A 23,382-nucleotide genomic window follows, 5' to 3' on the forward strand; every position below is an offset into this window, starting at 1 on the left:
TTCATAGAACTGTCGTTAACGCGCCTTTTCTACAAGCACAAAAAACGGCGGAGGTCCGCCGTTTTTATGGCCCAGACGAGATATCAGGCGATGCCGTAACTCATCAGGCGCTCATAGCGACGTGTGAGCAAGGCGTCGGTATCGAGCCCCTTGAGCATGTCGAGTTGAGCGGTCAACTCGTCGCGCAAAGAGGCAGCGGTCACCGCCGGGTTGCGGTGAGCTCCGCCCAGCGGCTCGGAAATCACCTTGTCAACGATGCCAAGATCTTTCAGGCGCTCGGCCGTAACGCCCATGGCCTCGGCCGCTTCCGGCGCCTTGTCCGCAGTACGCCAGAGAATCGAGGCGCAGCCTTCCGGCGAAATTACCGCGTAGGTGGAATATTGAAGCATGTTCAGCTGATCGCAGACGCCGATGGCCAACGCACCACCCGACCCGCCCTCACCAATTACCGTGGCAATGATCGGCGTCTTCAGGCGCGCCATGACACGCAAGTTCCAGGCGATCGCCTCGCTCTGATTGCGCTCTTCTGCATCGATGCCCGGATAGGCGCCGGGGGTATCGATGAAGGTGAGGATCGGCATCTTGAAACGTTCGGCCATTTCCATCAGACGGCAAGCCTTGCGGTAGCCTTCCGGGCGCGGCATGCCGAAGTTACGGCGAACCTTTTCGCGGACTTCGCGGCCCTTCTGATGACCGATCACCATGACCGGCTCACCATTCAGGCGAGCCGTACCACCAACGATCGCGGCATCATCGGAGAAGTGGCGGTCGCCATGCAGTTCTTCGAATTCGGTGAACAGATGGTTGATGTAGTCCAGTGTGTAGGGGCGCTGCGGGTGGCGAGCCAGGCGGGCGATCTGCCAGCTGGTGAGATTGCCGAAGATGCTCTCGGTGAGCGACTCGCTCTTGTCCTGCAGGCGAGCAATTTCATCGCCAATATTCAGCGAGTTGTCGTTACCAACCAGGCGCAATTCTTCGATCTTGGCTTGCAGGTCGGCGATCGGCTGTTCGAAATCGAGAAAATTCGGGTTCATAGGCATCCGTCATGCGTCGACGGCCAGGCGGCCGGGAAGCTGTTCCGTTTTTTGCGCCCTACCTTACGGGACGGACGCATTCAGGTCGAACAAAATGTTCGCAATCACGGCCCGATCCAAGATCGGGCCAGTTCGGGGCGTCATCGGACTACGCCGTCATTGGCGAATATCCGCTACGTCCCGCTATCGGTATTGCAGAAAGACGTTGTCGCGCCCGAACTGGTCACGCAATGCCTGAATCAAGTTATCGGCCGGATCGATCCGCCAGCTCTCGCCGAACTGCAGCAAGGCCCGCGCGTCGCTGCCGGTATATTCCAGCGTGATTGGGCAGGCGCCACGGTGGCGCCCACAAACATCGGCCAGCCAGCGTACCCGATCACCTTTCAACGCTTCCCCAGCGACCTTCACTCGCAGGCTTTCAGCCAGCCCGGTGCGCGCCTCTTCGAGACTCATCACCCGTTTGGCACGCAAGCGCAGGCCACCCGAAAAATCATCGTTGCTAACCTCGCCTTCCACCACCACGAGTGCATCGGTCTGCAGTAGCGCTTGTGCACTATTGAACGCTTCGGCAAACAGCGACGCCTCGATTCGCCCGGAGCGGTCATCCAGAGTAATGAAGCCCATCTTGTCGCCTTTCTTATTCTTCATAACACGGAGATTGACGATAAGCCCCGCGATGGTCTGCTCGCCTCGTGCTGGGCGCAGATCGATGATCCTCTGACGGGCGAAGCGGCGTACTTCACCTTCATATTCATCGATCGGGTGGCCGGTCAGGTAAAGCCCAAGGGTGTCCTTCTCACCCTTGAGGCGCTCTTTCAGTGACAACTCCCGCGCCTTGCGGTGGTTGGCGTAGACGTCGGCTTCCGGCTCGGCGAACAACCCACCGAACAGATCCGCGTGACCACTATCGAGGCTGCGAGCGGTCTGCTCGGCCGCCTGGATGGCCTCTTCCATAGCCGATAGCAGCACCGCTCGGTTGCGATCGATGTTGGCCTGATAGGCCTTGGGCTCGTCGGAAAAATAAGGGCCAAGGCGGTCCAGCGCACCGCCGCGGATCAAAGCTTCCAGGGTGCGCTTGTTGATTCGCTTGAGGTCGACGCGGCTGCAGAAATCGAACAGGTCCTTGAACGGCCCACCCTCGTTGCGGCATTCGCAGATAGCCTCCACCGGCCCCTCGCCCACGCCCTTGATTGCACCGAGGCCATAGATGATCCGGCCTTCGTCACTCACGGTGAACTTGAACTCGGAGTTGTTCACGTCTGGCGCATCAATGCGCAGCTTCATGCTGCGGCATTCTTCGATCAGCGTGACCACCTTATCGGTGTTATGCATATCCGCCGATAACACCGCAGCCATAAAGGGCGACGGGTGATGCGCCTTGAGCCAGGCGGTCTGGTAGGACACCAGGCCGTAGGCAGCCGAGTGAGACTTGTTGAAGCCATAACCGGCAAACTTTTCCACCAGGTCGAAAATGTTACCCGCCAGGTCGGCATCGATACCGTTGTTGGCACAGCCCTCGATGAAGCCGCCGCGCTGCTTGGCCATCTCCTCAGGCTTCTTCTTACCCATGGCGCGGCGCAGCATGTCTGCCTGGCCAAGGGTATAACCGCCCATTACCTGAGCGATCTGCATCACCTGTTCCTGATACAGGATGATGCCGTAGGTCGGCGCCAGGACCGGCTTCAGGCCTTCGTACTGGTAGTCTGAGTGCGGATAGGAAATTTCCGCGCGACCGTGCTTTCGGTTGATGAAGTCATCCACCATGCCCGACTGCAGCGGGCCGGGACGGAACAGCGCCACCAGAGCGATGAGGTCTTCCAGACAGTCCGGCTTGAGCTTCTTGATCAGCTCCTTCATACCGCGCGATTCAAGCTGAAAGACCGCCGTGGTCTCGGCTTTCTGCAGCAGCGAATAGGTCGCCTTGTCATCCAGCGGGATGAAATCGATGTTGACCGGTTCTAGGCCCTTGCGCGCCTGCTCCCGGTTGATGGTTTCCAGCGCCCACTTGATGATGGTCAGGGTACGCAAACCGAGGAAGTCGAACTTGACCAGGCCAGCCTGTTCAACGTCGTCCTTGTCGAACTGGGTAACCAGGCTGCCGCCCTCGTCATCGCAGGCAATCGGCGCGAAATCGGTCAGCTTGGTCGGCGCGATTACCACACCGCCGGCGTGCTTGCCCGTTCCTCGGGTGATGCCTTCGAGCTTGAGCGCCATGTCCCAGATTTCCCTGGCGTCTTCGTCGACCGCCAGGAAGTCCCGCAACGGTTCTTCCATCTCATAAGCTTTTTCCAGGGTCATGCCGACTTCGAACGGAATCATCTTCGACAGCCGATCGGCGAGCCCATAGGACTTGCCCTGCACCCGCGCCACGTCTCGTACCACCGCCTTGGCCGCCATGGTGCCGAAGGTGATGATCTGGCTGACCGCGTTGCGGCCGTACTTCTCGGCGACGTAATCGATGACGCGATCGCGGCCGTCCATGCAAAAGTCGACGTCAAAGTCGGGCATGGAGACCCGTTCCGGGTTGAGGAAGCGTTCGAACAGCAGGTCATAGGCCAGTGGGTCGAGATCGGTGATCTTCTGCACGTAGGCCACCAGCGAACCGGCACCCGATCCCCGTCCCGGCCCCACCGGAACCCCGTTGTTCTTCGCCCACTGGATGAAGTCCATAACGATCAGGAAGTAACCGGGGAAGCCCATCTGAATGATGATATCGAGCTCGAAATTCAGCCGGTCGACATAGACCTGCTTCTTCGCCTCATAGTCGGGCGTGTCCTTGGGCAGCAATACCTCGAGCCGCTCCTCGAGCCCGTCGAACGAGACCTTGCGGAAGTACTCGTCCATGGTCATGCCGTCTGGCACTGGGAAATCGGGCAGGAAGTAGGTACCCAACTGCACTTCGATGTTGCAGCGCCGGGCGATCTCGACGGTGTTTTCCAGCGCCTCGGGGAGGTCGCTGAACAGCTCCCACATTTCCTCCGGCGTCTTCAGATATTGCTGATCGGAATAGTTGCGCGGCCGCCGCGAGTCGTCGAGGGTCCGGCTTTCACCAATGCAGACACGGGTTTCGTGAGCTTCGAAATCCTCCTGCTTGATGAAACGCACGTCGTTGGTCGCAACCAACGGGACGCCGCAACGTTGCGCCAGCGCGACGGCGGCATGCAGATGCTCTTCGTCATTGACGCGGCTGGTACGTTGCACTTCGAGATAGAAGCGTTGCGGGAAGACCGTCTGCCACTCGTCCAGCAACGCATCGGCCAGCGCTTCTTCGCCGTCGAGCAGCGCATGACCAATCTCTCCTTCCTTGGCGCCGGATAGCGCGATCAGGCCTTCGGCAGCGCCCTTGACCCAGTCACGCTCGATGATGATCTGGTCGTTGCGCTGCCCCTCGGTCCAGCCACGCGACACCAACTCGGTGAGATTCCGGTAACCCTTGCTGTTCATCGCCAGAAGCGTCATGCGGCTGAGCGGGCCATCTTCGTCACGACTGGCGAGCCAGATATCGGCCCCACAGATCGGCTTGATCCCGGCTCCCTGAGCGGCCTTATAGAACTTGACCAGCGAGCACATGTTGCTCTGATCCGTGACAGCCACCGCCGGCATGCCTGCACTTGCAACCGATTTGACCAGAGGCTTGACGCGCACCAGCCCGTCGACCAGGGAATATTCGGTATGCAGGCGGAGATGGACGAAGGAGACGGGCATGAACGAACCTTGGGCTGGCGAAACGACAAGCCGGCAATTGTACCGGAAAGCCTGGGTGATTAAGGCAGCCGGTTGTGGGTTGCGTCACCTGAAAATGGGGCGCGCTGATTCAGACCGGTAAGGCAACCGTGACGCTGACCGAGTCGGTCAGGGCGGCCTGTTCCAGCAGATTGCGGACTGGGGCAAACGACCGACGGTGGATGATCGTTGGGCCAAGGCGCTGCAGCGCTTCCAGATGATTCGGCGTTGGATAACCCTTGTGCGCCGCGAGGCCGTAACCGGGATAGCACAGATCCAGGGCACACATCTCCCGGTCACGGCTAACCTTGGCCAGGATCGACGCGGCGGCGATTGCCGGCACCTGACCATCTCCCTGGATCACCGGAGCGCTAGGCACCGCGAGCTGCGGGCAGCGATTACCATCAATCAGCGCCAGCCGCGGCGTCACGCCCAGGCCTTCAACCGCACGCTGCATCGCCAGCATGGTAGCGTGCAGAATGTTCAGCTGGTCGATCTCGTGCACCTCGGCGCGAGCGATGCACCAGGCCAGCGCCTTCTCGCAGATTTCATCGAACAAGGCATCACGCCGGGCTTCGGTCAGTTTCTTCGAGTCATTGAGCCCTTCGATGGGACGTCGCGGATCAAGAATCACCGCAGCCGTGACCACAGGTCCGCAAAGCGGTCCGCGACCGACCTCATCGACTCCGGCAACCAGCTCTTCAACCAGGTTGAAATCCAGTCCCATCTGCATCAGTTCGCCCCAACCAATTCGAGTACCGCGCTGGCGGCCTGACTCGACGCATCACAGCGCAGGGTTCGATGAATAGCATCGAAGCCCTCGGTCTGAATATCGCCATTGTCCAGCAGGGGCGACAGCAGCTGCGCCATCGCCTCCGGAGTCGCCGCGTCCTGCAGAAGCTCCGGCACCAGCAGGCGCTGGGCGAGCAGATTGGGCAGGGCCACGTATGGACTTTTCACCATACGCTTGAGGATACGGAAGGTCAGCGGCGCGACGCTATAGGCCACGACCATCGGCCGCTTGTACAGCAGGGCCTCGAGCGTCGCGGTGCCGGAGGCAATCAGCACCGCATTACAGGCAGCCAGCGCCTCATGGGAACGTCCGTCGAGCAGTGTCAGCGGCAGATCCCGTCCCACCAGCATCTGCTCCAGCTGCGCGCGGCGTTCCGGGCTGGCGCAGGGCACGACGAAACGAATGCCCGGGCGCATCGAACGCAGCCGATCGGCAGCGGCTAAAAAGAGCTCGCCAAGACGGCCCACTTCACCTCCCCGGCTGCCCGGCATCAGCGCCACGATCAAACCGTCCTGCGGCAGGTCCAGCGCAGTCCGTGCCGCGGCACGATCAGGCTCCAGCGGGATGGTATCGGCCAGCGGATGGCCAACGAAACGCACCGCCACCCGGTGGGCATCGTAGAATTTCGCCTCGAAGGGAAACAGCGTGAGCATCAGGTCGCAGGCGTCACGGATCTTCAGTACGCGCTTCTGCCGCCAGGCCCACACCGAGGGGCTGACGTAGTGCACGGTCTTGATACCGTTGCGCCGTAGCTTGAGCGCCAGGTCCAGATTGAAATCCGGCGCGTCGATGCCGATGAAAACGTCGGGACGGACATCGAGCAAGGCTTTGAGCAATCGCTTGCGGCGGGCCAGAAGCTCCGGCAGTCGACCGAGTACTTCTACCAGCCCCATCACCGCAAGACGCTCCAGCGGGAAATAGGATTTGAGGCCTTGCTGCTCCATTCGGGAACCACCAACGCCGATGAACTCGACATCGGGATGCTGCGCCCTGAGCGCCTGCATCAATCCTGAACCGAGGATATCGCCGGACGCTTCACCGGCCACCAGCGCGACTATCAGCGGCCTGGACATATCAGCGCGTGATACCGCGGTTCGACGCCTGCACCGAGTCCCGGAACAGTGCCACTTCTGGGAATACCTGAGCATCGGCGGCGAGTGCAGCCAGGGCGGCCTCGACTGTCAGACCCTTGCGATAGACGATTTTGTAGGCGTTGCGCAGGGCCAAAATGGCTTTGTCACTGAAGCCACGACGGCGCATGCCTTCGAAGTTCATGCTGCGTGCCTCGGCCGGGTTGCCGAACACCGTGACGAACGCTGGGACGTCCTTGCCGATGGCGGTCCCCATCCCCGAAAAGCTGTACGCACCGATGTGGCAATACTGATGGACCAGGGTATAGCCCGACAGGATCGCCCAATCGCCAACGTGCACGTGCCCCGCCAGCGCAGTGTTGTTCACCAGGATGCAATGGTTGGCGATTACGCTGTCGTGACCGATATGTGCATAGGCCATGATCAGGTTGTGGTCACCAATGGTGGTCTCACTTCGGTCCTGCACGGTACCGCGATGAATGGTCACCCCTTCGCGGATCACGTTATGGTCGCCGATCACCAGGCGCGTCGGCTCACCCTTGTACTTGAGGTCCGGCGTATCCTCGCCCACCGACGAGAATTGGAAAATTCGATTGTGCCGGCCGATGCGGGTCGGCCCCTTGATGACCACGTGAGACGCGATCACCGTTCCCTCGGCTATCTCGACGTCCGGGCCGATGATCGACCAGGGTCCGACCTGGACGTCATCCGCCAGCCGGGCCGCCGGATCGACGATGGCGCGAGGGTCGATCAAATTCATATCTTCTGTTCCGCACAAATAATTTCGGCAGAGCACACCGGCTTGCCATCGACCGTTGCGCGGCAATCGAACTTCCAGATTCCACGTTTGGCGCTGATGAACGAGGCCTCGAGAATCAACTGATCCCCCGGCACGACCGGCTGACGGAAGCGCAGCTTGTCCGATCCGACGAAATAATAGAGCGTCCCATCGGCTGGCTTTGCACCCATCATCTTGAAACCGAGCAGCCCGGCCGCCTGTGCCATGGCTTCGATGATCAAGACGCCTGGCATGATCGGGTGCTGTGGGAAATGACCATTGAAGAACGGCTCGTTGATCGTGACGTTCTTATAGGCGCGAACTCGCTTGGCTTCCGTATCCAGCTCCACCACCCGGTCCACCAGCAGGAAAGGATAGCGGTGGGGCAGGTACTCGCGAATCTCGTTGATGTCCATCATATGAAGAAAAAGCCCGTAAGGATTATGAGAGCCAACACGGCATCACACCGCGCAACCCGATGGTGACGCCTCTAGCAGGGCAATCAGACGATAGGGTCAGGCATCAGAAGACGTATCCCCGCATGGGGTCACGGAAGCCAGGCGTTTTTCCACTTGCTGTAGGCGACGAGCCATATCGTCGAGGTGACGAATCCGAGCCGCACTCTTGCGCCATTCTGCAGCAGGCTGCATGGCCGTCCCCGAAGAATAGCTACCCGGCTCGGTGATCGATCTGGTGACCATAGTCATCCCGGTAACGAATACGTTATCGCAGAGCTCAATATGACCAACGAGCCCGGCGCCGCCGGCAATCATGCAGTTGCGGCCGATCTTGGTACTGCCGGAAACCCCCGAACAACCGGCCATGGCGGTGTTATCACCGATCTGAACGTTGTGGGCGATCATGATCTGATTATCCAGCTTCACGCCGTTCCCGATCACCGTGTCGGATATCGCACCACGATCGATAGTGGTGTTGGCGCCAATCTCGACGTCGTCACCTATGCGCACACCGCCGAGCTGAGCAATCTTTTCCCAACTGCCCTGCTCGTTGGCGAAACCGAAGCCCTCGCCGCCGATCACCGCACCGGGCTGAATGACTACGCGCTCACCGATGACCACGTCATGGCACAGCGTCACGCGAGCCGCCAATCGGCCGCCAGCACCGACACGGCTTCGCGCGCCGACTACGGATTGAGCGCCGACTTCCACATCGGGACCAATCCAGGCGCCAGCCTCGATTACCACCTGAGCGCCGATCCTGGCGCTGGGATCGATCTCGGCACTGGGGTCAACGATGGCGCTGGGATGAATACCGATGGGTGCCCGCGGCCGCGTCTCGAACAGATGCGAGAGACGCGCATAGGCGAGATAGGGATTGGCAACGACCAGCGCAGTGCCCGCATAGCCCTCGGCATCCTTGGCCGTAAGCAGGACACCGCCGGCCTGCGTGGTAGCGAGGAATTTTCGATATTGAGCATTGGCCAGGAAGCTCAGCTGCTCAGGACCGGCATCCTGAAGCGTTGCCAGCCCGGACACCCGCATCGCGGAATCACCGCGCAGCTCAGCCCCTAGCTGCTCGGCGAGATCGCCGAGCGTGTAGACAACGCTGCTCATCAGCGTTGCTGATTCATGCGCTCGATGACCTGGCGGGTGATGTCGTATTGCGGCTTGACATCAACCACCGCGCCGCGCTCGAGCACCAGATCGTAGTCACCCTTCTTGATGACGTCTTCCACGGACTTGTCCAGCTTGGGCTTGAGCTGCTTGAGCATGTCGCGATCAGCCGCAGCCTTGGACTCGTTGAGTTCCTTGGACAGAAACTGGAAGTCGCGAGCCTTCTGTTTGAATTCCAGCTCGAGACGCTCGCGCTCGGCCTGCTGCATCTTATCGCCGTCCTTGCCCAGACGGTCCTGGATGCGCTTGGCGTCGCTCTCAAGCCCTTTGAGTTTCTCCAGCTGCGGACCGAACTTCTTCTCCGCATCGACTGAGTAACGCTTGGCGGCGTCTGATTCGAGCAGCGCCATTTGATAGTTCATTACCGCGATCTTCATTTCAGCGAACGCGGGGGTCGCCACTAGAGCAGCGGCAACAACAAGCAATTGAGTCAACTTACGCACGGTATATACCACTCTTCAGGAATGCGCTGGAGCATCGCCCCAGATGATTAAAAAGTTTGGCCCAGCGAGAACTGGAAGACCTGGGTATCTGCCTCGTCCGGTTTCACGACCGGCATCGCCAGGCTGAAACTCAAGGGCCCCATGGCTGTGATCCAGGTCAGGCCGACACCAACCGAGCTGGCCACGTCGCCGATATCGATATCGCTGCACTTGTCCGATTCCGGAGGGCAGTTCGTATCGTAGACGTTACCGACATCCCAGAACACCGAAGTGCGCAGCGAACGCTGGTCCTTGACGAACGGCATCGGGAACAGCAGCTCGACCCCACCCTGGATCAACACGTTACCACCATAAGGCAACGCATCCTGATCTGGATCTGCAATGGTTCCCTCATTGCCTGTAACCGACTCGCCGCGACTCGGTGTACTACGCGGCCCAAGGCTGCTGTCTTCAAAACCGCGCACCGAGTTGAAACCGCCCGCATAGTAATGCTCGTAAAAAGGCAGTCGGGAGGTCGAACCGTAGGCATCACCATAGCCCAGCTGAGTATGCAGGCGCATGGTGTAGCTCTTGGTTACCGGCACGAATAGCTGCGCGTTGTAGTCGAGCTTGTAGAACGACAGGTCGCTGCCCGGAATAGTGGTTTCAAATGAAAGGCTTTGCGAGTGCCCGCGCGTCGCCAGTACCCCACGGTTCAAGGTGGATTCCGACCAGCCCACAGAGGCTTTGAAGTTTGAGATAACTGTCGCCCTCCTCCTCCATGAAATCGAAGATCTCATCGACCGTATAGCGACCACTGTCGATGGTGTCCTGTTGAGCGGACAAGCCAAACGACAGCCGCGACGTCTCGCTGATCGGATAGCCGATGTTGACGCCACCACCCAGACTATCGACCGAATAACTGGACACGTCATAGTCGAGCTCATCGTAATCGGTGGTGCGATAGAAGGCGTTGTAGCCCAGACTGACACCGTCTTCGGTCCAGTAGGGATCGACGAAACCAAAGTTGTAACGTGACTGGTATTCGCTGCGAGTCAATCCCAGGCTGACACGGTTACCGGTCCCCAGAAAATTGTTCTGACTGATCGAGCCACCGAGAATCAGACCAGCGTTCTGGGCGAAGCCAATGCTCGCCATGATTGAACCGGACGGTTGCTCCTCGACACTGTAATTCACGTCGATCTGGTCGTCGGTGCCGGGCACCTGCGGGGTTTCGACGTTCACTTCCTTGAAGAAACCCAGACGCTCGAGGCGGGTCTTGGACTGGTCGATCAGATAGGTCGATGCCCAGCCACCCTCCATCTGCCGCATCTCCCGACGTAGCACTTCGTCTTCAGTCTTGGTATTGCCGCGGAAGTTGATGCGATTGACATAGGCCCGCTTGCCCGGATCGACCACGAAGGTGATCGCAACGGTGTTGTCTTCGTCGTTGGTTTCCGGCACGCCGTTGACGTTGGCGAAGGTGTAACCCTCATTGCCCAGACGCCGGGTGATCAGTTCCGAGGTAGTGGTCATGACCTTGCGTGAAAAAACCTGACCTTCTTTCGCCAGTAGCAACGACTGCAGCTCTTCCTGTGGCACTTTCAGATCACCGCTCAGTTTGACTTCGCTGACGGTGTAACGATCGCCCTCGGCAATATTGACCGTGACGTAGACGTCCTTCTTGTCCGGCGTGATGGATACCTGGGTGGAGGTGATATCCATGTTGATGTAGCCGCGATCCAGATAGTAAGAGCGCAGGCGCTCAAGGTCACCGGACAGCTTTTCGCGAGCGTACTTATCATCGTTACGAAAGAATGACAGCCAATTGCTGGTCTTCAACTCGAACAGATCGGTCAGGTCTTCGTCCGGGAAGACAGAATTGCCGACGACATTGATGTGCTTGATCGACGCAACGGAACCTTCGTTGATATTGATCTTCAGCGCGACACGGTTGCGCGGCTGAGGAACCACCTCGGTTTCGATGGTCGCAGAGTAACGACCCTGCGCGACGTACTGGCGCTGCAGCTCATTACGCACACCTTCGAGTGTGGCCCTCTGGAAGATCTCACCCTCGGCGAGACCCGACTGCTGCAGACCGGAGAGCAGATCTTCGGTCTTGATTGCCTTGTTGCCATCGATCTCGATCCCGGAAATCGACGGGCGTTCGACCACGTTGATCACCAGCACATCGCCTTCGCGACCGAGCTGAATGTCCTCGAAGAAACCGGTGCGGAACAGGGCACGGGTCGCGTCTACCAGACGGCTGTCATCGGCTGCCTGCCCGACATTCAACGGTAAGGCGCCAAAGACGCTGCCCGCTGAAACGCGTTGCAGGCCATTGACTCGTATATCGGAGATGGTGAAGGACTCGGCGTGAACTTCGGCAATCATCAGTGCGGAAATCACCGCAGGTAGCAGCAGACGTTTCATGAAGTCCTTTCTTTTCAAACCTGATAATTGAACCTGCGCTTGGCGCGGCGACATCAAGGTATATGGCGATTAAAGGCGGCCAAGGTCGTTGACCAACGCAAGCAGCATCACCCCAACAACCAGGCTGATACCGATCTGTACTCCCCAGCCCTGGACCCTGTCCGACAAGGGACGTCCACGGACCCACTCGACCAAATAGAAGAGCAGATGCCCACCATCCAGGACCGGGATAGGCAATAGATTGAGTACTCCAAGGCTAATGCTCAGGTAGGCGAGGAAGTTGAGAAAGTCGCCCACGCCGGACTGTGCAGAAGCGCCCGCCACTTTAGCAATGGTTATCGGGCCGCTCAAGTTTTTTACCGAGAGCTCACCGAAGAGCATTTTTCTTAATGAATCGAGCGTCAGAACGCTCATCGTCCAGGTGCGACGGAGCCCTTCGCCGACAGCCTCAACCGGCCCGTAGCTGACATTTCGAAGCATTTCTTCCGGCCATTCGGCGCCCGCGACCCCCGCCCCCAGATACCCCCGACGCTGATTGCCGTCGCCACGTTGGGCCAGGGTCACAGGCAACTGAATAATCTGCCCATCACGCTCGACTTCCAGCGGTACAGACTGGCCGCCCAGTGGCCTGACACGATCAATGACTTCCTGCCATTCGTTCAGCGGCTCGCCATCGAGGCTGACCAAACGATCACCAAGACGTACGCCCGCAGCCTGAGCAGGCCCCTCCGGGTCCAACTGTGCGACGATCGGGGCGATTTCCGGGCGCCAGGGTCGAATACCCAGAGAGCCGATCGGGTCCGGCTCTTCGGCACCTTTCAGCCAATCGTTCAGCTCCAGCTGCAGCCGCTGAACCTGATCACCGTCACCTTCGCGCACGAGCATTTCGAGCGAGCCACTTTCGCCAAGACGTCTGATCAGCTGAAGATTGACCTCTGCCCAACCAGATGTGGGCTTGCCGTTGATCTCGACGATTTCCTGCCCCGCCATCAGCCCGGCGCGCTCGGCGAGGCTACCAGCCTCGACGGCGCCAACCACAGGCCGGACCTGATCAGTGCCAAGCATCGCCAGTGCCCAGAAGAACACCAGAGCAAGAAGGAAGTTGGCCAGTGGCCCGGCAGACACGATGGCGAAGCGCTGCTTGACCGACTTGCGATTGAATGCCTGCTCCAGCAATGCCGGCGGGACATCCCCCTCACGCTCATCGAGCATTTTCACGTAGCCACCGAGCGGGATCGCAGCAAGGACGAATTCGGTGCCTTGGCGATCATGCCAGCGCAACAATGGACGCCCGAAGCCTACAGAGAAGCGCAGCACCTTGACACCACAACGGCGCGCGACCCAGAAATGGCCATACTCGTGAAAGGTTACCAACACACCCAGCGCCACGAGGGTGCCGATGATCATGTACAGCGCGCCCATATATTCCTCTGCCCCGAAAGGCCTGTTTAGGGGAAGCCGACACCGACGACCCTGAAGCCTCGTACCATCAAGCCGCTAGCGATCGCGATGGTGTAACCAGCGCGACGCCAGCGTGCGAGCCTGCGAATCGGCGGCCAGCACATCTGCCAGGCAACGCGCAGGAACCGATGCTTCCTGATCCAGAACGTCCTCGATGATACTCGCGATTTCGGTGAAGCGGATGCGACCAGAGAGGAACGCATCCACCGCCACCTCGTTGGCCGCGTTGAGCATTGCCGGGGCTGTCCCGCCGTCTTGAGCAGCCTGCCGGGCAATGCGAAGACAGGGAAACCTCTGCTGGTCAGGCGCTTCGAAATCGAGGCGCCCCGTTTGCAACAGATCGAGCGCCGATACCCCGGAATCGATTCGCTCCGGCCAGGCCAGCGCATGCGCAATCGGGGTGCGCATGTCGGGGTTGCCCAGCTGCGCCAGAACCGAACCATCGATGTAGTCGACCATGGAGTGGATGACGCTCTGTGGGTGAATGACCACCTCGACCTGGTCCGGACGCGCATCGAACAGCCAGCACGCCTCGATGAGCTCGAGCCCCTTGTTCATCATGCTGGCTGAATCAACGGATATCTTGCGCCCCATGGACCAGTTCGGGTGCGCGCAGGCCTGATCGGGAGACACGGTTGAGAGCTGTTCCAACGGCATCTGACGGAATGGCCCGCCGGAGGCTGTAAGGAGAATTCGCCTGACCCCTACGCTGCCGAGCCCCTGCGAATAGTTACCAGGCAAGCACTGAAATATCGCGTTGTGCTCGCTGTCGATGGGCAGCAACACCGCCTCGCTGTCACGCAGCGCCTGCATGAACAACGCGCCGGACATGACCAACGCTTCTTTGTTAGCCAGCAACACACGCTTGCTGGCCTGGACGGCCGCCAAGGTCGGACGCAACCCCGCAGCACCGACGATCGCCGCCATGACCACATCGACTTCGGGGTGAGCCGAGACCTCGCTCAACCCACCCTCACCGACCAGCACGCGCGTTTTGACCCCATCGCCGTCAAGCTGGTATTGAAGCTCGTGCGCCCTGTCGCTATCAGCCACCACGGCGTAACGGGGACGATGCAAGCGACAAAGAGCGCGCAACTCCGCAATTCGACTATGTGCCGTGAGCGCGAAGGCCTGGTATCGCTCGGGATGGCGAGCAATGACGTCCAGCGTACTCAAACCAATGGAACCGGTCGCGCCAAGGACCGTTATCTGCAAAGGGCTGCTCACCAACTACCCCAACCGGCGAGCCACAGCAGAACGGTGAACACAGGCACCGCAGCAGTCAGGCTATCTATACGATCCATCACACCACCATGCCCAGGCAGCAATTGGCTGCTGTCCTTGATGCCCGAACTGCGTTTGAACATGCTCTCGGTGAGGTCTCCCACGACCGAAATCACCACGACCAGCGCGGCGCCGAAAAGCGCCAGTACCAGCTCCCGTGGCGACCATCCTCGGTAGATGCCGACGCCAAGGGTAATCAGCAGGCTGGTAATCAGACCACCAATCAGACCCTCCCAGCTCTTGCCCGGACTGACTTGAGGCGCCAATTTGCGGCGACCCAAGGCCTTGCCAGAAAAGTAGGCACCAATATCGGCAGCCCAGACCAGCACCATGACCGCAACGATCAGCCAGTTGCCTTCGGGCCACTGCTTGAGCATCACCAATGCCTGCCAGGCAGGAAGCAGTATTAACAGACCGATGACCAGGCTGCCCAGGCGCCCACCCCAATGCCGCTGACTGCCTGGATAACCGAGCACCAGCGCCGTTGCTGCCAACCACCAAACGACACTGAGCGGGAGCACCCAGGCGGTAAGTACGGGCAGTCGATACAGCGTCGCTAGCAGCAGGGCGATGATCAGCGCATAGCCGACTCGCGCGAACTGACCGGCAAACCCGGCCAGGCGCGCCCATTCCCAGCCGCCCAGAACCACCACAATGCCAATGAAGATGGCGAATGCGAGACCTTCGAGAAGAAAAAAGCCGATCAGCGCTATCGGCAACAGAATGGCGGCGGTGATGATTCGTTGTTTCAACATTCGGCACGAACCTCTGTCTCGACCTGGTCACCCGTTTTGCCGAAACGCCGTTGCCGCTTGGCGAAATCGGCCAGAGCGGTGCGCATGGCGTCGTGCTTGAAATCCGGCCAGAACAGGTCAGAAAAATACAGCTCGGCATAGGCCAGCTGCCACAGTAGGAAATTACTGATGCGGCGCTCGCCACCGGTACGAATGCAAAGATCCGGTAACGGCATATCGCCAGTGGCGAGGTAGCTCTGGAATAGTGCCGGTGTAATCTCGTCAGGATTGAGGCGGCCGCTGTGCGCCTCGCGAGCCATCCGCTGCGCAGCCTGGACAATGTCCCATTGACCGCCGTAGTTGGCGGCAACCTGAAGCACAAAACGGCCGGCTCCTGCCGTCATTCCTTCGGCCTCGAGCATCGCGGCTTGCAGCTCCGGATGGAAGCGCGAACGATCACCGATGATTCGCAAGCTGATGCCGTTCTCGTTGAGCTTACGCGCCTCTCGACGCAGCGCGGTCAGGAACAATTCCATCAGCGCACCGACCTCCTCGGCCGGCCTCTGCCAGTTCTCACTGGAGAACGCGAACAGCGTCAATACCTCTACACCCGCCTCGGCACAAACCTCGATGACAGCTCGCACCGCATCGACACCCGCCTTGTGCCCGGCGACACCAGGCAAAAGACGCCGTTTTGCCCAGCGGTTGTTGCCATCCATGATGACTGCGACATGACGGGGTACATTCCCTCCGGCGATCTGCCTGACCTTTTCCATGAAACGACTCTACCTGCGCTCAATCACGCTGCGAACAATGGGAGAAACTGCCGACAGCAATTCCCGGGGGTACGACTGGTTAGCCCCTCGCGCCTCGGTCCCAGCAGGATCGGCGCACTCCGACGTGAGCAGTACGGACGAAGTCCGGTACAGCACCATCAAACGGCCATCAGATCGCTTTCCTTGCCTTCAAGCGCCTTGTCGATTTCCGCAACGTACTTATCGGTCAGCTTTTGAACGTCGTCCTGGCCACGGCGTTCCTCGTCCTCGCTGATTTCCTTTTCCTTGACCAGGTCCTTGAGTTGCGCAATGGCATCGCGGCGGATGTTACGCACCGCGACACGAGCATTTTCGGCTTCGGCACGCGCCTGCTTGGTGTAGCCCTTGCGTGTTTCCTCGGTAAGCGCCGGCATCGGAACGCGGATAGTGGTGCCGGCAGTAGCCGGATTCAGGCCCAAATCAGAGGTCATGATGGCTTTTTCCACCGCCTGGATCATGCCTTTATCGAATACCGTCAACGCCAGGGTGCGCGAGTCTTCCGCGACCACGTTGGCGATCTGACGCAGCGGAGTGTCGCTACCGTAATAGGAGACCATCACACCATCGAGAATGCTTGGATGGGCGCGGCCTGTACGAATCTTGGCGAATGCATGCCCCAGGGATTCCAGGGTTTTCTTCATGCGCTCCTGGGCGTCTTGTTTGATCTCGTTGATCATTGGTTCTGTTCCTCGATCAGGGTTCCTTCAGCGCCGCCGAGCACGATATTGAGCAGGGCACCGGGCTTGTTCATGTTGAACACCCGCAGCGGCATGTTGTGGTCGCGACACAGACAGATGGCGGTCAGATCCATGACGCCCAGCTTGCGGTCAAGCACGTCATCATAGGTCAACTGCTCGAACTTCTCGGCATTTGGATCCTTGAATGGGTCTGCGGTGTAGACGCCATCAACCTTGGTGGCCTTGAGCACGACGTCAGCATGAATCTCGATGGCGCGCAGGCACGCAGCCGAATCGGTAGTGAAGAACGGGTTGCCGGTACCAGCGGAAAAGATCACCACTTCACCGCTCTTGAGGTGACGCATCGCCTTGCGACGATCGTAATGGTCAGTCACGCCGACCATGGAAATTGCCGACATGACAAGCGCAGGAATATTCGAGCGCTCCAGGGCGTCGCGCATGGCCAGCGAGTTCATGACGGTCGCCAGCATACCCATATGGTCGCCAGTGACCCGATCCATACCGGCTGCAGAAAGCGCCGCCCCGCGGAACAGGTTACCGCCGCCAATGACCAGGCCAACCTCCACACCTATCCCTACCAACTGCCCGACTTCCAAGGCCATCCGATCCAGTACTTTAGGATCGATACCGAAGTCTTCCGACCCCATCAGGGCTTCGCCACTTAATTTGAGCAGAATGCGTTTATAGCGGGGATTGCGTGCACTCATCTGCTGAGCCATTGGCGTTGTCTCTCCTGCGGCGTTTGTATGACTAAGCTGGCGTTGCGGCCAGAAAATACTGCGCTATGACAGCGCAGTCACGAGTTGGTGCCAGGCGGTGACTATAGCGTGGCAAAAAAACATTTCCGCCCTCCAGTCCGACAAAGAGGCCGCACGCGTGAGCGGGCAGCCTCTTCGAGGACAGCAGAAGCGTCTTATTGCTTGGTGGCGGCGACCTGAGCGGCAACTTCAGCAGCGAAGTCGACCTCACCGCGCTCGATGCCTTCACCTACTTCGTAACGAACGAAGGAAACGATTTCAGCGCCGGCCTTCTTCGCCAGATCGCCAACCTTGACGTCCGGATCCTTGACGAATGCCTGCTCGACCAGGCTTGCCTCTGCAAGGAACTTGCTGATGCGACCAGCCACCATCTTTTCGACGATTTCGGCAGGCTTGCCCTTGATCTTGTCTTCGTTCAGCGCCAGGAAGATCTCTTTCTCCTTGGCAACCGCTTCCTCGGAAACCTGCGATGGATCGAGGAACTGAGGATTGCTGGCCGCTACGTGCATGGCAATTTCTTTCGCCAGCTCGACGCTACCACCCTTCAGGGCTACCAGAACACCGATACGATGACCGTGCAGGTAGGAACCTACCAGATCAGCCTCGACGGAGGTCAGGCGACGGATGTTTACGTTCTCGCCGCACTTGGCGACCAGCGCTTCACGATCGGATTCCTGAGCGGCGATCAGCGGAGCGGCATCGGTCATCTTCTCGGCGAAGGCCTTCTCAACGCTGCTGCTGACGAAATTCTTGAAGTCGTCCTGCAGGGCCAGGAAGTCGGTCTGCGAGTTGACTTCGATAATCACGGCACGCTTGTTATCGTCGGCAACCTTGACCGCAATAGCGCCTTCAGCAGCGATATTGCCTGCTTTCTTGGCTGCCTTGATGGCGCCAGCAGCACGCATGTCATCGATGGCTTTCTCGATGTCGCCGCCAGCAGCGGTGAGCGCCTTTTTGCAATCCATCATGCCTTGGCCAGTGCGCTCGCGCAGTTCTTTAACCAGGGCTGCAGTGATCTCTGCCATGTTCGCAAATCCTCTCGATTCGATTTTCGATCATGCCCTCAACTCGGGCGATCAATTCGGAATTGGCAAAAAGGGGGCATAGCCCCCTTTCTGTTCAACGGGTATCAGCTATGCGACAGTCGCGCTCAGCCTTGAGCTGCCTCAGGGGCGACTTCTTCGACGAACTCATCAGCACCACCAGCGCCATTCTGGCGACCGCGCAGCACAGCATCTGCCATGGAGCCCAGATAGAGTTGCACGGCACGGATGGCATCATCATTACCAGGAATGATGTAGTCGACACCTTCCGGGCTGCTGTTGGTATCGACGATACCGATAACCGGAATGCCCAGCTTGTTGGCTTCGGAGATCGCAATGCGCTCGTGGTCGACGTCGACAACGAACATCGCGTCTGGCAGGCCGCCCATGTCCTTGATACCACCCAGGCTGCGGTCCAGCTTCTCCAGATCACGGGTGCGCATCAGGGCTTCTTTCTTGGTCAGCTTCTCGAAAGTGCCGTCCTGCGACTGAGTTTCCAGTTCACGCAGGCGCTTGATCGAGGCGCGGATGGTCTTGTAGTTGGTCAGCATGCCGCCCAACCAGCGATGATCGACGTACGGCGAACCGCAACGAGCAGCCTCTTCACGAACGATCTTGCCAGCGGAACGCTTGGTGCCGACGAACAGAATCTTGTTCTTGCCCGCTGCCAGCTTTTCAACGAAACGCAGTGCGTCGTTGAACATCGGCAGGGTTTTTTCGAGGTTGATGATGTGAATCTTGTTGCGCGCGCCAAAGATGTATTTATCCATCTTCGGATTCCAGTAACGGGTCTGGTGGCCGAAGTGCACACCGGCCTTCAACATATCGCGCATAGTGACTTGAGACATGGGACTTCCTCAGATAAGTCGGGTTAGGCCTCCACGCGTCCCGATATCCAACTCTTGCGAGCACCCAGGATACCGTGTCGACACGTGTGTGGGGTCAGGCTCGGCAGGTACTCCCGCAGAGCGGCGCGTTTTATAGCACACAGGAGCACCAGAGGCTAGCGCAGGCTCAAATTCATCATGGCAAGCAAAGCGCCCCCGGGCGCCGATAGCGCTTCAGCCCCGCCTGCAGGCCGGGGTTCTTTGGTTTATCATTTGCACCTTCAAATATTTCCGCCTGCGCCTCTTGGCGCCAAGAGGGTTGCATGACTGTTTCCATCAAGACGCCTGAAGATATCGAGAAGATGCGCATTGCTGGCCGCCTGGCCGCCGAAGTACTGGAAATGATTGCCGAACACGTCAAGCCGGGCGTCACCACCGAAGAGCTGGACCGTCTCTGCCATGACCATATCGTCAACGTGCAACAGGCCATACCCGCGCCGCTCAATTACAAGGGATTCCCAAAGTCGATTTGCACCTCGATCAACCATGTCGTCTGCCATGGCATCCCCAACGACAAGCCACTGAAGGATGGCGATATTCTCAATATCGACATCACCGTCATCAAGGACGGCTACCACGGCGATACCAGCCGAATGTTCCTCGTCGGCAACGCACCGGAATGGGCCGAACGCCTTTGCAAGATCACCCAGGAATGCCTCTATAAAGGTATCGAGATCGTCCGCCCCGGCACCCGCCTCGGTGATATCGGCGAAGTGATCCAGAAGCATGCGGAAAAGAATGGCTTTTCGGTCGTTCGTGAATACTGCGGACATGGAATCGGCAAGGTATTCCACGAAGAACCCCAGGTACTTCACTACGGCCGGGCAGGCACCGGCCTGGAGCTGAAGGAAGGCATGACATTTACCATCGAACCGATGATCAACCAGGGCCGCTCGGAAACCCGTCTGCTTGGTGATGGCTGGACCGCCATCACCAAGGACCGCAAGCTATCGGCACAATGGGAACACACGATCGTGGTCACCGCTGACGGCTACGAAATCTTCACCCTGCGCAGCGATGACACCATCGCCCGCACCTCGCCGTGATCGTTTACCCCTATTGACGCTCTGACGGAGGGCGATGGCATGCCTCAGGTTGATCCCGAACTGTTCGACCGCAGCCAGTTCCAGGCCGAGCTGGCTCTCAAGGCCAGCCCCATCGCCGCCTTCAAAAAGGTTATCCGCAAGGCGCGCGAAGTGCTCGATGCACGCTTCCTGGCGGGCCGTGACATCCGCCGCCTGATCGAAGACCGCGCCTGGTTTGTCGACCAGATTCTGCGAGCCGCCTGGGGTCGCTTCGATTGGAACAGCGACGCCGCAATCGCGCTGGTAGCTGTCGGCGGCTATGGTCGCGGCGAGCTGCACCCCTACTCCGATATCGACTTGCTGATCCTGCTAGAGAACAGCGATCACGAGAAGTTCCGCGATTCCATCGAGGGATTCCTGACACTGCTCTGGGATATCGGCCTGGAGGTTGGCCAGAGCGTGCGCTCGGTCAAAGAATGCGCCGAAGAGGCACGTGCGGACCTGACAGTTATTACCAACCTGATGGAAAGCCGGACAATTGCCGGCCCTGAGCGCCTGCGGCAGAACATGCTGAAGGTCACCAGCCCATCGGAAATGTGGCCGAGCAAGGAATTCTTTCTCGCCAAACGTAACGAGCAAGCGGCACGTCATTCGAAATACAACAACACGGAATACAACCTGGAGCCGAACGTCAAAGGCTCGCCCGGCGGGCTGCGCGACATTCAGACAATCCTTTGGATCGCACGACGGCAGCTCGGCAGCCTGAATCTGAGCGCGATTGTCGATCAAGGCTTTCTGACAGAAGGCGAGTACTCATTGCTGGTATCGAGCCAGGAGTTCATCTGGCGCGTGCGTTACGGGCTGCATATGCTCGCCGGTCGTGCCGAAGATCGCCTGCTGTTCGACCATCAGCGCAGCCTGGCGGCCCTGCTCGGCTATGAAGACAGCGACGCCAAACTGGCGATCGAACGCTTCATGCAAAAGTACTACCGCGTCGTCATGAGCATTTCCGAACTCAGTGATCTCGTGGGCCAGCACTTTGCCGAGGTCATTCTTTGGGAGGGTGACAGCGGCGAAGCCGTGCCGCTCAATAGCCGCTTCGTTGTACGCGACGGTTATTTAGAGGTGGCCGATGATTCGGTATTCAGACACAGGCCCTTCGCGATCTTGGAAATCTTCGTGCTGCTGGCGCAACACCCTGAAATCCAGGGCGTACGAGCGGAGACCATTCGACTGCTGCGCGACCACCGCCACCTCATCGACAACGAGTTCCGCAGCGACATTCGCAACACCAGCCTGTTCATCGAACTGTTCAAGTGCAAGGAAGGCATTCACCGCAACCTGCGACGCATGAACCGCTACGGTATTCTTGGACGCTACCTACCGGAGTTCGGCCATATCGTCGGGCAGATGCAGCATGATCTTTTTCATATCTACACCGTCGACGCCCACACGCTCAATGTCATCAAGTACCTGCGCAAGCTGAGCAAGCCCGGCGTCGCCGAGAAGTACCCGCTAGCCAGCAAGCTGGTGGAGCGATTGCCCAAGCCCGAACTAATCTACATCGCAGGGCTTTATCACGATATCGCCAAGGGCCGCGGCGGAGATCATTCGGAGCTGGGCGCGGTGGATGCCCACGAGTTCTGCTCACGCCACAAGCTTCCTGCGTGGGACACGCGTCTGGTGGTCTGGCTGGTGGAGAATCACTTGGTGATGTCCACCACGGCACAGCGCAAGGATCTCTCCGATCCGCAGGTAATTAACGATTTCGCCCAGCAGGTCGGTGACGAGACCCACCTCGACTATCTCTATGTGCTGACCGTGGCGGATATAAACGCGACCAACCCGACCCTCTGGAACTCCTGGCGGGCCAGCCTGCTGCGTCAGCTGTACACCGAAACCAAACGGGCACTCAAACGTGGCCTGGAAAACCCGCTGGGACGTGAAGAGCAGATTCGCCAAACGCAACGGGCGGCGCTCGACAACCTGGTGCGCAACGGCACCGATCCGGACGATGCCGAGCAGCTATGGTCGCAGCTGGGTGATGATTACTTCATGCGCCACAGCTCCATTGACGTCGCCTGGCACACCGAAGCCATCATCGAGCATCCGAGCGATGGCGGTCCGCTGGTTCTGATCAAGGAAACGACTCAGCGCGAGTTCGAAGGCGGCACGCAGATTTTCATCTACGCGCCGGATCAGCACGACTTTTTCGCCGTGACCGTGGCGGCAATGGACCAGTTGAACCTGAACATTCATGACGCCCGGATCATTACCTCGAGCAGCCAGTTCACGCTGGACACCTACATCGTCCTGGATGCCGACGGCACCCCCATCGGCAACGACCCCGAGCGCACGGAGGAAATCCGCCAAGGTCTGATCGATGCGCTACGCAACCCGGACGACTACCTGACGATCATTCAGAGACGCGTGCCCCGGCAGCTCAAGCACTTCGCTTTTCCACCCCAAGTAACCATCCACAACGACATGCAGCGCCCGCAGACGATCATCGAAGTCGTCGCGCCCGACCGCCCCGGGCTTCTCGCGCGAATTGGCCAGCTGTTCCTGGACTTCGATCTGTCAGTGCAGAACGCCAAGATCGCCACGCTCGGTGAGCGTGTGGAAGACGTTTTCTTCGTTACCAACGCGGACAACGAGCCATTGTCCGATCCGCAGCTGTGCATGCGGCTGCAGCAGGCGATGATCAAACAGCTGTCTCAGGATAACGAGCATCAGCCCTCCCCGAGCAGCATCGTCATCTAGCACCGC

General features: G+C 59.2%; 18 protein-coding genes and 1 pseudogene. 2 read left to right on the plus strand and 17 right to left on the minus strand.

Annotated features, from left to right (window positions below; translation table 11 throughout):
* Positions 1 to 83: 83 nt before the first annotated feature.
* The 17 genes and pseudogenes from DQ405_RS04105 to rpsB form a co-directional block, all read right to left on the minus strand.
* Complete coding sequence (locus DQ405_RS04105) at positions 84 to 1,034, minus strand: acetyl-CoA carboxylase carboxyltransferase subunit alpha (RefSeq protein ID WP_168423069.1); 951 nt, start codon at positions 1,032 to 1,034, stop codon at positions 84 to 86.
* A gap of 183 nt (positions 1,035 to 1,217) precedes the next feature.
* A complete protein-coding gene (gene dnaE, locus DQ405_RS04110) occupies positions 1,218 to 4,739 on the minus strand; it encodes a DNA polymerase III subunit alpha (protein WP_168423070.1) in 3,522 nt (1,173 codons plus the stop codon).
* 109 nt (positions 4,740 to 4,848) lie between these two features.
* Positions 4,849 to 5,490 carry a ribonuclease HII gene (gene rnhB, locus DQ405_RS04115; RefSeq protein WP_168423071.1) on the minus strand — a complete coding sequence of 214 codons (642 nt, stop codon included), beginning with the start codon at positions 5,488 to 5,490 and terminating at the stop codon, positions 4,849 to 4,851.
* A complete protein-coding gene (lpxB, locus tag DQ405_RS04120; protein WP_168423072.1) occupies positions 5,490 to 6,623 on the minus strand; it encodes a lipid-A-disaccharide synthase in 1,134 nt (377 codons plus the stop codon). Before lpxB ends, rnhB begins: the two co-directional genes overlap by 1 nt.
* 1 nt (position 6,624) lies before the next feature.
* Positions 6,625 to 7,401: an acyl-ACP--UDP-N-acetylglucosamine O-acyltransferase gene (gene lpxA, locus DQ405_RS04125; protein WP_168423073.1), complete on the minus strand. Its 777-nt coding sequence runs from the start codon at positions 7,399 to 7,401 to the stop codon at positions 6,625 to 6,627.
* The gene (gene fabZ / locus DQ405_RS04130) at positions 7,398 to 7,838 is read right to left on the minus strand and encodes a 3-hydroxyacyl-ACP dehydratase FabZ (protein WP_168423074.1); all 441 of its coding nucleotides are present in this window, start codon (positions 7,836 to 7,838) and stop codon (positions 7,398 to 7,400) included. The genes lpxA and fabZ overlap by 4 nt, the downstream gene beginning before the upstream one ends.
* Positions 7,839 to 7,934: 96 nt before the next feature.
* The gene (lpxD, locus tag DQ405_RS04135; protein ID WP_168423203.1) at positions 7,935 to 8,996 is read right to left on the minus strand and encodes a UDP-3-O-(3-hydroxymyristoyl)glucosamine N-acyltransferase; all 1,062 of its coding nucleotides are present in this window, start codon (positions 8,994 to 8,996) and stop codon (positions 7,935 to 7,937) included.
* On the minus strand, positions 8,993 to 9,496 hold the full coding sequence (locus DQ405_RS04140) for an OmpH family outer membrane protein (protein ID WP_158189454.1): 504 nt from the start codon (positions 9,494 to 9,496) through the stop codon (positions 8,993 to 8,995). Before DQ405_RS04140 ends, lpxD begins: the two co-directional genes overlap by 4 nt.
* 47 nt (positions 9,497 to 9,543) lie before the next feature.
* Positions 9,544 to 11,908, minus strand: a pseudogene (gene bamA / locus DQ405_RS04145) (outer membrane protein assembly factor BamA).
* A 69-nt stretch (positions 11,909 to 11,977) separates the two neighbouring features.
* Positions 11,978 to 13,330: an RIP metalloprotease RseP gene (gene rseP / locus DQ405_RS04150; protein WP_168423075.1), complete on the minus strand. Its 1,353-nt coding sequence runs from the start codon at positions 13,328 to 13,330 to the stop codon at positions 11,978 to 11,980.
* Positions 13,331 to 13,405: 75 nt separating this feature from the next.
* Positions 13,406 to 14,596 carry a 1-deoxy-D-xylulose-5-phosphate reductoisomerase gene (ispC, locus tag DQ405_RS04155; protein ID WP_174824647.1) on the minus strand — a complete coding sequence of 397 codons (1,191 nt, stop codon included), beginning with the start codon at positions 14,594 to 14,596 and terminating at the stop codon, positions 13,406 to 13,408.
* On the minus strand, positions 14,593 to 15,408 hold the full coding sequence (locus DQ405_RS04160; protein ID WP_168423076.1) for a phosphatidate cytidylyltransferase: 816 nt from the start codon (positions 15,406 to 15,408) through the stop codon (positions 14,593 to 14,595). Before DQ405_RS04160 ends, ispC begins: the two co-directional genes overlap by 4 nt.
* Positions 15,402 to 16,163 (minus strand): polyprenyl diphosphate synthase, encoded by a 762-nt coding sequence (gene uppS, locus DQ405_RS04165; protein ID WP_168423077.1) that lies wholly within the window; start codon positions 16,161 to 16,163, stop codon positions 15,402 to 15,404. The genes DQ405_RS04160 and uppS overlap by 7 nt, the downstream gene beginning before the upstream one ends.
* A 158-nt stretch (positions 16,164 to 16,321) precedes the next feature.
* Complete coding sequence (frr, locus tag DQ405_RS04170; RefSeq protein WP_168423078.1) at positions 16,322 to 16,879, minus strand: ribosome recycling factor; 558 nt, start codon at positions 16,877 to 16,879, stop codon at positions 16,322 to 16,324.
* A complete protein-coding gene (gene pyrH / locus DQ405_RS04175; protein ID WP_019342381.1) occupies positions 16,876 to 17,619 on the minus strand; it encodes a UMP kinase in 744 nt (247 codons plus the stop codon). The genes frr and pyrH overlap by 4 nt, the downstream gene beginning before the upstream one ends.
* Before the next feature lie 194 nt (positions 17,620 to 17,813).
* Positions 17,814 to 18,683, minus strand: a complete 870-nt coding sequence (tsf, locus tag DQ405_RS04180) for a translation elongation factor Ts (protein ID WP_168423079.1) — start codon at positions 18,681 to 18,683, stop codon at positions 17,814 to 17,816.
* 125 nt (positions 18,684 to 18,808) lie between these two features.
* Entirely contained in the window at positions 18,809 to 19,549 is a 741-nt protein-coding gene (gene rpsB, locus DQ405_RS04185; RefSeq protein WP_168423080.1) for a 30S ribosomal protein S2, read from the minus strand.
* 302 nt (positions 19,550 to 19,851) lie between these two features.
* Here rpsB and map point away from each other — a divergent pair, with 302 nt between their 5' ends.
* Positions 19,852 to 20,634, plus strand: a complete 783-nt coding sequence (gene map, locus DQ405_RS04190) for a type I methionyl aminopeptidase (RefSeq protein WP_168423081.1) — start codon at positions 19,852 to 19,854, stop codon at positions 20,632 to 20,634.
* A gap of 39 nt (positions 20,635 to 20,673) precedes the next feature.
* Positions 20,674 to 23,376, plus strand: coding sequence for a [protein-PII] uridylyltransferase (locus DQ405_RS04195; RefSeq protein ID WP_168423082.1), 2,703 nt, complete (start codon positions 20,674 to 20,676; stop codon positions 23,374 to 23,376).
* Positions 23,377 to 23,382: the final 6 nt, after the last annotated feature.

The organism is Pseudomonas sp. SST3, assembly GCF_003325755.1.